Origin of the sequence: Acinetobacter sp. Swhac1 (assembly GCF_013390985.1) — a bacterium.
Lineage (GTDB): Bacteria > Pseudomonadota > Gammaproteobacteria > Pseudomonadales > Moraxellaceae > Acinetobacter > Acinetobacter towneri.
On the sequence record NZ_JACASN010000053.1, the window covers coordinates 1 to 7,844 of the forward strand.

Here is a 7,844-nt window from a genome sequence, read left to right on the forward strand (position 1 = left end):
TAAAATGGCGTGTCAGTAATAAAAAATCAGCTAGACGTTCACTGGGTTGGATACCGTTTAAAAAGGTTGCAATCAAATATGCTGATGGCTATGTTGAATATGGCAAGCATCAATTTAAACTATGGGGTAGTTACGGATTAAGTCAATACAATATCAAAACAGGCACATTCGTAGAAGATAGTCGTGGACGTTGGTATGTTTGTCTTGTAGTTGATGCAGTCAAAATAGAAAAAACAACGCTAAAACCTCACTTGGCATAGATTTAGGTTTAAAAGATTTAGCGACTTGTTCAGATGGCGTAAAACTTAAAGCACCTCAAATCTATCGGCAATATGAACAAAAACTTGGTATTGCTCAACGTGCAAAAAATAAGAAACGTGTCAAAGCCATCCATGCCAAGATTAAAAATGTAAGACAAAACATGCTGCATCAATTCAGCCGAAAACTGGTGAATGAACATGCAGCCATCTTCGTTGGCAACGTGAATGCCAAAGCATTAGCACAAACCAGATTGGCTAAATCAGTGCTAGATGCCAGTTGGACAACACTAAGAACCATGCTCAAGTATAAATGCGAGAACGCAGGGGTATGTTATGAAGAAGTCAATGAAGCCTATACCACCCAAATTTGTTCGTGCTGTGGCTCACGCTCCAGTAGTCCGGAAGGTAGAGCAGGACTTGGAATAAGAGAATGGCAGTGTGTGGAGTGTGGTACGCTCCATGATCGGGATGTAAATTCCGCACTGAATATTCTTGCGCTCGGGCATGAGCGTCTAGCAGTAGGAATCTCCGTCCTTTAGGTCGGGGAGGATGTCAACTAAAATTTGTCTAAAGCTAGGCGCGAATCACTGCCCCACTCTCTGCATCTAAAATTCGGCTAGGCTGTTGGCTTAAGCCTAAATCACCATTTAAATAATGCAGTTGTTGCTGGAAATACTGGGTTGCTTCTTGCAGGGAGCGCGCAGGTTCATGGCCAGCAGGGTTGGCACTAGTTGAAACAATAAAGCCATCAAAAGCATGGCATAAAGCCATACATAAAGGATGGTTGGTCACGCGTACCGCAACTTTCGGGTGTTGTCCTGTAATCCAGTTTGGAATTGCCGCTGTGGTGGGTAACAGCCAAGTGGTGGCACGCTCAGTCGGATGTGTATTGCTCCATGAGGCAATTACACGATCTTGCATATCTGGCTTTAAATCTTCAAGCAGATGTTCTACCTGTGACAGGTGCCCTGCCAGTAAAATGACGCCTTTTTCAATTGGACGTTGTTTGAGGCGTAGAATTTCCAAAAAAGCCTGCTGATTATAAGGATCACAACCTAGACCCCAGACCGCCTCTGTTGGATAGGCCAGCACTTGTCCCTGTTGTAGACATGCAGCGGCTTCGGTGACAGAGGTGGTAATCATGCGAGTTGACCTAAATAGAAATGGGAGAGGGCTATTGTGAACCTTATTTGTGAGGACGACAACGCAGATACAGGCCTGATTGCTGCATTGCTAAGCCCATGAGCTCAAGTTCCATCAAATAAGCTGTAAGTACGGCAATTTCCAAGTCGAGCTGTTGTGCCAAGTGGTCAATACTTTGTCCGACCCAATCCAATTGATGATACAACGCTAATAAATGCTCAGGAATATGCGTCACGATTTCATGGGTGGCTTGTAGCGAGGTTGCTGTATCAGGCTTGGTTGTATTGCTTTGTCCTGTTTGAGCATCCAGTTTTGAAGATGGTAAGGTTGAGTCAGAGCTCAATTGATCAATATTTTGTTGTTTATATTGCCATTGAGTCGGCAATGCCAAATCTTCAAGCACCTGTTCAGGATGATCCACCAAAATTGCACCTTCACGAATTAATTGATGGCAACCCTGATGAAATTCACTGTAAATATGTCCAGGAATAGCAAAAATTAATTTACCTTGTTCGGCTGCGCATTTAGCGGTAATCAGTGATCCACTATTTAAACTGGCTTCAGCAACAATAACGCCAAGACTCAATCCACTCACCAACCGATTACGTCGTGGAAAATTTTGCTGCAAAGGTTTGGTGTGAGGTAAAAATTCTGTAATCACTGCACCGCCACGCTCCACAATCTGCTGGCGGAGTGTATGGTGGGCGCTCGGGTAGGTGCTGTCTAAACCTGTGCCCATGACTGCAATGGTACGACGGTGTGCCAAAGCGCCTTGGTGTGCAGCCTCATCAATACCTTGTGCTAAACCGCTATTGATAAAGAAACCTTGTTCACTTAAATAATAGGCAAAATCATAAGCCACTTGCCGTCCGTGTGGGCTGGCTTTACGACTGCCAACAATTGCGATTTGAGCTTGCAATAAAGCCTGAGCATTGCCTTGGCCAAATAAAATTGGAGTTTTATTTGCATAGGGGCGTAATTGGTTGGGGTAGTTGGGATCATCCAAGGTCAGGATAAAATCACAATGCTGTTGTAATTGTTTTAAGACGTTTTCAAAGGCCTGTTGCCCTGACTGGCTAAGATATTCTTTAGCACGCTGTTGATGGTTGGCATGTACACGTACTTCTGACCAAGCCAAAAGATGTTCGGGCTGCACTGCGGCAGCCACGGAACCAAAATATTGTTCTAGTTTATAAAAACTCGACAGTGAATGCTGAACCAAATACCACAACTTAATGTAGTCAATTTGATGTGGGGTGAATGAATTCAACATGTCACCATCTCAGACTATTTTTAGTCGTCCATTAGGGGTGTTTGTAAGTTCGCACCCACTTTAATTGGCAATTCGCTGTCTAATACATAGGCATAGCTGATGTGATCAAAGCTTTTGAAGACCATGATATTACCAATGCGTTCGCCTGGAAGTTGCACACGCTCTTTGGTTTTCGGGTCAGTCACAACTTCGCCTTTTTGAGCGACAGAGAATACGTGGCCTGATTGCACGCCATGCAGCGTACCACGGTCAATGGCAACCACACTGTGTTTAGCAGCCGTACCAATAGAACCCATTACACGAACCACTTGACCGCCTGCAGTTACATTTTCAGCATGGGTCGGATAGAACAGCGTTGGTAACATTGGGTCATAAACAGGCAAGACACGGTCACCACGACGCACTTCAGCGTTGTAAGTGTCGGTCAACTCAAGCGTAGTAATGTCATTTTCACCACGTACTGCAATACCAGTTGCAACTTGAGTGAGTTCTAAGCCTGCATTGAATTTTTGACCATTGGCATCGGTTAGGATGTATGGTTCGCCTTCGCGATAGACAGCATAACGTTGACCAACTTCTAGGCCTACACCACGTGCATACACGCTTTGTCCTTTAGCAGCCAACACGCGTTGATCAGAAGTACCTAAAATATAAGGCGTGCCTTGCAGTGCATCTGCGGCAATAATGCTGCTGCGCTCTAACCAGTGCTTGATGTATTCCAGTGGGATCACAGGAATTGTATTATTTAAAGATTCTACGCGAATTTGCGGCTGTAAATTGGTGCTCTTGCCTGTGTAACGACGAATAATGCCTTCACAGCCATCACCTTCATCTTTACCAATAATTGGGCGACCTTCATAGGTACACATTAACAAGCGGTCACCCGGGAAAATCCAGTGTGGATTTTTCACGTGGCGGTTGCTTGCCCAAATTTCAGGCCAGCGTAGTGGATTATTCAGGAATTTTTTAGAAATATCCCACAAAGTATCGCCTTTTTTCACCACATACACATTCGGTGCATTGGCTTTTAAAGCAGGCGGATTAATATTTCGTGCAGGTGCTGCTTCAGCCACACTCATTGCCCCAAGTCCCACAGTGAGACATACAGCGAGCGCTAAAACTTGCTTTTTAAACCCCAAGACACGAAAAGAGGATGTGTCTGTCAAAACCTTTTTCATTATCATAATTCCTAAAATTATGTATGTAGTTGCGTTATAATAACGATCTTACACACATTTTTTTGATGAAGCATTCCTTCATTCGGTTTTTTGATCAATGGCATATAAGTGAGGACGTCCCATGGCCTTATTACCTATTTTAAGTTTCCCGGATCCCCGTTTGCGTACCATTGCCAAACCAGTTGAAGAAGTGACCGACGAAATTCGTCAGCTTGCTGCAGATATGTTTGAAACTATGTATGCCGCACCAGGAATTGGTCTAGCTGCGACACAGGTAGATCATCATATTCAGCTGATTGTCATGGATTTATCTGAAAATAAAGATCAACCCATGGTCTTCATTAACCCCAAAGTTACCCCATTGACTGAAGAGACCCAACCGTATGAAGAAGGGTGTTTGTCAGTGCCTCAAATATACGACAAAGTTGAGCGTCCGTCACGTGTAAAAATTGAAGCGATTAACCTTGAGGGTCAAACCTTTGAGCTAGAAGCAGATCAACTTCTCGCTGTTTGTATCCAACATGAAATGGATCACTTAAATGGTAAATTATTTGTCGATTATTTATCACCACTCAAAAGACAGCGTGCCCGTGAAAAAGTGGAAAAAGTAGTGCGCCAGCGTCAGAAAGAAAAAGTTGCTGTGAAGCGTTAAAACAAACCACAATCTAGTTGTCCATGTTTAGACCAAAGCATAAAAATCAGCCCAATTTCGATTGGGCTTTGTTATACTTGCGCCACACAAATTCAGGATAGATGTTTTTGTTGTTGCGTAGTGGCTTACTGCTTTCATTTATCGCAGTTTTTTTACAGATTGCTGTATTTTTACAGCCTTTGCTGCCTGAGCAATATCAAGTTGCGCCAGTCTGTGAAACCATCACGCGTGCACTTTTGTTGCCACAAGCCCACGCCGTGCATACAAATTCTTCGCATGTTGCACATTCATCTACATCACAGGTCGATGATCAGCAACTGACCGTACAGCATGAACATCATCATCACGATGCTTCACATCAATGTCAGTATTGTACGGTCTATGGTAACTTGGTCTTGCCACCTGAATTAGAGCTTAGAGAAGTACTTGATCGCATTCAGGTGCGTCTTTTGGCTTTCCAAAAACGTTTTCAACACGTTTGGTTTGCACTTCAGCAACTCTTTTTACTTCCGCAGGGGCGTGCTCCACCTCACTTTGCATAAATTCAATGTTTTTCGGGTCTGCTTTGACCCTAACTGTATTTATGTTTTGAAGTGAGAAATAAAATGGCTCAGCCTAAATTTTTATTACAGCCTGTTGCGGCTGCAGTTTGTGTTGCCTGCTATTCAGCAAGTGCGTTTGCCGATCAAAGTATGCTGTCTGCGAATACGCATAGCCTTGCGCCTATTGTTGCAACCGCACAACAGGGCAATGATGCCAATGGTTTAGTGGTTCGTGCTAATCCAAAACAACCCATTCAGCCGATTCCAGCCACAGATGGTGCAGACTATTTGCAAAGCATAGTTGGCTTTAGTGCTGTCAACAGTGGTGCGGGTACCAATGGCGATGTGACCTTCCGCGGCATGTTTGGTTCACGTATTAAAATTTTAACCGATGGTTCTGAAAACTTAGGTGCATGCCCGAGTCGTATGGATTCACCAACCTCTTATATTTCACCAGAAAGTTTTGATGAAATTACCGTCATTAAAGGCCCGCAAACGGTGCAATATGCCAACACAGGTTCGGCAGCAACGGTATTGTTTGAGCGTAAGCCTGAGCAATTTGGTGAAGGTCAAAACTATCGTGGCCAAGCCAGTGTCTTGATGGGGTCATTTGGCCGTTTAGATCATAATGTTGAAGCGGCTGCGGGTGATGAGCAGAAATATATTCGTTTAAACGCCAACCGTTCTGTAGCAGACAGCTATAAAGATGGCAATGGTACAACTGTTCCTTCGGATTGGGAGCGTTGGAATGCTGATGTCGCTTTAGGTTGGACACCCGATGAAAACACTTGGCTAGAACTGACAGGTGGTCGTGGTGATGCTGAAGTGGTTTATGCGGGCCGTACAATGGACGGTGCTGAATTTGACCGCGAAAGTTTAGGTTTACGTGTAGAAAAGAAAAATATCACCGATGTGATTAAGAAAATTGAAGCGCAGGTGAACTATAGCTTTAACGATCACGTGATGGATAACTTCAGCCTGCGTGAGTTTAATCCTGCAGGGGGGATGATGCATCCTATGGCAAACAATGTGGCACGGAAAACTTTAAATGCGCGTATGGCGGTGACACATGAGTGGGATAAAGTTGACTTTGTGACAGGTGTTGATACTCAAAATAATGAGCATAGTGGTCGTAAAGGCAGAATGAACAGCTATAAAAATTTGCCTCGTACTGTGGATATGGAGTTTCAATCTATAGGTGGTTTTGGTGAGCTTGGTTATCAATTCAATGATCAAAATAAGTTAGTCACAGGTGTGCGTATTGATCAGGTCGAAGTTGATGCAGTACAAACAGCTCAACAACGTAAAGAAACTTTGCCAAGTGGCTTTATCCGTTTGGAAAATCAGCATCCACACCATGATGCAAAAACGTATGTCGGTTTGGGTTATGTAGAGCGTATGCCTGATTATTGGGAATTATTTACACCAAAATCAGGAAATGGTAATCCAAATACATTTAAAAATATTGATACTGAAAAAACACTTCAACTGGATTTTGGCTATCAACATGAGCATGGTGCATTTAGTTCTTGGGCATCGGCTTATGCGGGTTTGATTAATGACTATATTCTAACTAAATATACGAGTATGACAGATGTGCATACGCGCAATGTGGATGCAACCATTGCCGGTGCAGAAGTTGGTGTTGGCTATCAATTTACCGATGCTTTACAGGCTGATGTGAGTGCCATGTATGCGTGGGGTGAAAACACCACAGACAATACGCCGTTACCACAAATTTCGCCTTTGGAAGGACGTTTAAACCTACGCTATGTTCAAGATAGATACACTTTAGGTGCATTATTACGTGTAGTCGATGGTCAAAGTCGTATAAGTAAAGATGAAGGTAATATCGTAGGTTACGACCTCAAAGAGAGCAGTGGCTTTGGCGTGTTGTCTTTAAATGGCAGCTATAACCTCAATAAAAGTGTTGATGTGTCTGTGGGTATTGATAACGTACTGGATAAAACTTATACCGAGCATCTAAACAAAATGGGTAATGCGGGTTTGGGTTTTGCTGCGAATGAGCAATTTAACAATATTGGCCGTAACTATTGGGCGCGTATCAGTATGAAGTTCTAATTTGAACTTTATTTAAACCAAAAGCAGGGCTTAGGCTCTGCTTTTTGCTTTTGCATAAAAATAATTACATATAAAACATTGAGTTACGTTTCATGGCTGGGTTTTAAAGAATTAAGAAGATTTTTATTAAAATAAATTTATGAGATAAAACAGTAGCTTATCTATTTTTGGGTTTATAAAATAAACACTCGAAATATTTCTTTTACAAAAAGCCTTGCATGGCAAAATATTTGGCCTATAATGCACATCCATCGGCGGTGATGTTGATAAAAACTTGTTGAAAAACAATAGCTTGGTTGATTGATTTAAGATTAATTGAGTTTGTTTTGAGTAAGTGGGTTTGAAAATAAAATCAACATTGCGTGTTGACTTTCTAGAAATAGGGAGTAGTATAGCCGACCTAGCTTGATGCTGACGAAGCATCGAGAAGATCATTAAGAGATTATGAAGAACAACTTGTGTGGATTTTTACTGATTGATTAATCGAAATATTATCATTGATTGATTGGTTTAAATTACTCGAAGTTTATTTGAGCGAAATTTAAGTCAGAAAATTGATGAGCCAGATTTGGAAGTTTAGATTAAAACTTCAAAATGATTTTAACTGAAGAGTTTGATCATGGCTCAGATTGAACGCTGGCGGCAGGCTTAACACATGCAAGTCGAGCGGGCGAGGTTGCTTCGGTAACTGAGCTAGCGGCGGACGGGTGAGTA

General features: G+C 42.6%; 6 protein-coding genes, 1 rRNA gene and 1 pseudogene. 5 read left to right on the top strand and 3 right to left on the bottom strand.

Annotated features, from left to right (window positions below; translation table 11 throughout):
* Positions 1–799 (top strand): annotated as a pseudogene (locus tag HX743_RS15100) (RNA-guided endonuclease InsQ/TnpB family protein); the annotation flags it as partial.
* Positions 800–833: 34 nt separating this feature from the next.
* Here the strand turns inward: HX743_RS15100 and HX743_RS15105 are convergent.
* Genes HX743_RS15105 through HX743_RS15115 form a run of 3 tightly spaced genes read right to left on the bottom strand, consistent with a single transcriptional unit; the run spans position 834 to position 3,854 of the window.
* Positions 834–1,403, bottom strand: coding sequence for an L-threonylcarbamoyladenylate synthase (locus HX743_RS15105; protein WP_178319612.1), 570 nt, complete (start codon positions 1,401–1,403; stop codon positions 834–836).
* Positions 1,404–1,446: 43 nt separating this feature from the next.
* Positions 1,447–2,676 (bottom strand): DNA-processing protein DprA, encoded by a 1,230-nt coding sequence (dprA, locus tag HX743_RS15110; protein ID WP_178319613.1) that lies wholly within the window; start codon positions 2,674–2,676, stop codon positions 1,447–1,449.
* Between the two features lie 20 nt (positions 2,677–2,696).
* A complete protein-coding gene (locus tag HX743_RS15115) occupies positions 2,697–3,854 on the bottom strand; it encodes a LysM peptidoglycan-binding domain-containing protein (protein ID WP_178319614.1) in 1,158 nt (385 codons plus the stop codon).
* Positions 3,855–3,975: 121 nt separating this feature from the next.
* Between HX743_RS15115 and def the strand changes: the two genes are divergently transcribed.
* From def to HX743_RS15135, 4 genes are all read left to right on the top strand, one after another.
* Positions 3,976–4,506, top strand: coding sequence for a peptide deformylase (gene def, locus HX743_RS15120; protein WP_154321169.1), 531 nt, complete (start codon positions 3,976–3,978; stop codon positions 4,504–4,506).
* A gap of 107 nt (positions 4,507–4,613) precedes the next feature.
* Positions 4,614–5,048 carry a DUF2946 family protein gene (locus tag HX743_RS15125; protein WP_178319615.1) on the top strand — a complete coding sequence of 145 codons (435 nt, stop codon included), beginning with the start codon at positions 4,614–4,616 and terminating at the stop codon, positions 5,046–5,048.
* Between the two features lie 63 nt (positions 5,049–5,111).
* Positions 5,112–7,130 (top strand): TonB-dependent copper receptor, encoded by a 2,019-nt coding sequence (locus tag HX743_RS15130; protein ID WP_178319616.1) that lies wholly within the window; start codon positions 5,112–5,114, stop codon positions 7,128–7,130.
* Positions 7,131–7,731: 601 nt separating this feature from the next.
* Positions 7,732–7,844 (top strand): 16S ribosomal RNA (locus HX743_RS15135); the annotation flags it as partial.

Bases quoted from the DNA above. Each gene is read 5' to 3' on its own strand.
- HX743_RS15105 (WP_178319612.1), bottom strand. From the start codon at position 1,403: ATGATTACCACCTCTGTCACCGAAGCCGCTGCATGTCTACAACAGGGA.
- dprA (WP_178319613.1), bottom strand. From the start codon at position 2,676: ATGTTGAATTCATTCACCCCACATCAAATTGACTACATTAAGTTGTGG.
- HX743_RS15115 (WP_178319614.1), bottom strand. From the start codon at position 3,854: ATGAAAAAGGTTTTGACAGACACATCCTCTTTTCGTGTCTTGGGGTTT.
- def (WP_154321169.1), top strand. From the start codon at position 3,976: ATGGCCTTATTACCTATTTTAAGTTTCCCGGATCCCCGTTTGCGTACC.
- HX743_RS15130 (WP_178319616.1), top strand. From the start codon at position 5,112: ATGGCTCAGCCTAAATTTTTATTACAGCCTGTTGCGGCTGCAGTTTGT.